The sequence below is a fragment of the Bradyrhizobium sp. MI1.4 genome, from assembly GCF_055811315.1.
In genome coordinates this window covers 1-930 of sequence record NZ_JBVVPP010000134.1, presented here as the reverse complement: position 1 = coordinate 930, position 930 = coordinate 1, and the positions used below count along the sequence as shown (strand labels likewise).

The 930-nt window shown below is 52.9% G+C and carries 1 protein-coding gene; it reads left to right on the top strand.

What is annotated here, in order from left to right; genetic code table 11:
- Positions 1-8 precede the first annotated feature (8 nt).
- The coding region (locus tag AC0L23_RS39950) for an FAD-dependent monooxygenase (protein WP_473358419.1) at positions 9-930 on the top strand (922 nt) is incomplete at its 3' end.

The following is a 930-nucleotide window of genomic DNA, read 5'->3' as shown; positions in this document are numbered from 1 at the left end:
GGTTTGAGATGCGAGTTGGTATTTGTGGCGGCGGACTGGGGGGACTCTCTGCAGCTGTTGGGTTGAAGGCATTGGGATTTGATGTAGCCGTGTTTGAGCGATCTCCCGTCCTTAGGGCAACGGGAGCTGGTTTGATGCTTTGGCCGAACGGAGTGCGGGCACTATATGGCCTGGGACTGAAGGAGCAGATTGACGCCATTTCGGTCAAAATTGAGCGCTACTATAACTATGATGCCGCTGGCGATTTGCTCTTTGAGAAAGATACAAGTGACTGGCCCCGTAAATATGGTGCGCCGGCAATCGGAGTGCATCGCTGGGCATTGAGCTCGATGCTAGCTGACTCATACGGAACGGATCTCATAAGGTTTGGTCATGAGGTCGTGTCTGTCGAGAATGGCGGCGACAAAGCAGTTTGCCACTTCGGTAATGGGTCAAGTTATGAGGGCGACTTTATCATCGCTGCTGACGGAATTTTTTCAGCCGTCCGTGAGAAATTGGTAGGTGCAGTTCGTTTCCAGCCCAACGAGCATCACGCATATCGTTGGCGCGCTATATTCAACCTGGACCAGCTGGACATAGATCCGGCAGCGCAAACCGGCTTTTACGCGCCGGGGGGTTGGATCGCGTTTCTTCCCATAGGAAATGGAAAGGCATACTGGTTCGGTTCGGTAAGTGGAGCAAAAAATCCGGACGAGTTCCTTGATTACTTTAGCTCTTGGACAAACACTCCTATTCCAAGGGCGTTTAGCATTACCCCGAAGGATGCAATTATTCAAAGCTCCCTCGAGGTTCCGGAAGGCCTCCCTGAAAAATGGACGCACGGCCGTATTACGTTGCTTGGGGATGCAGCACATCCACCAGTTCCTGATCTTGCGCAGGGTGCCGGCCAAGCGCTCATTGACTCGCGAGTTCTGCGAGATGTCTTTGCCG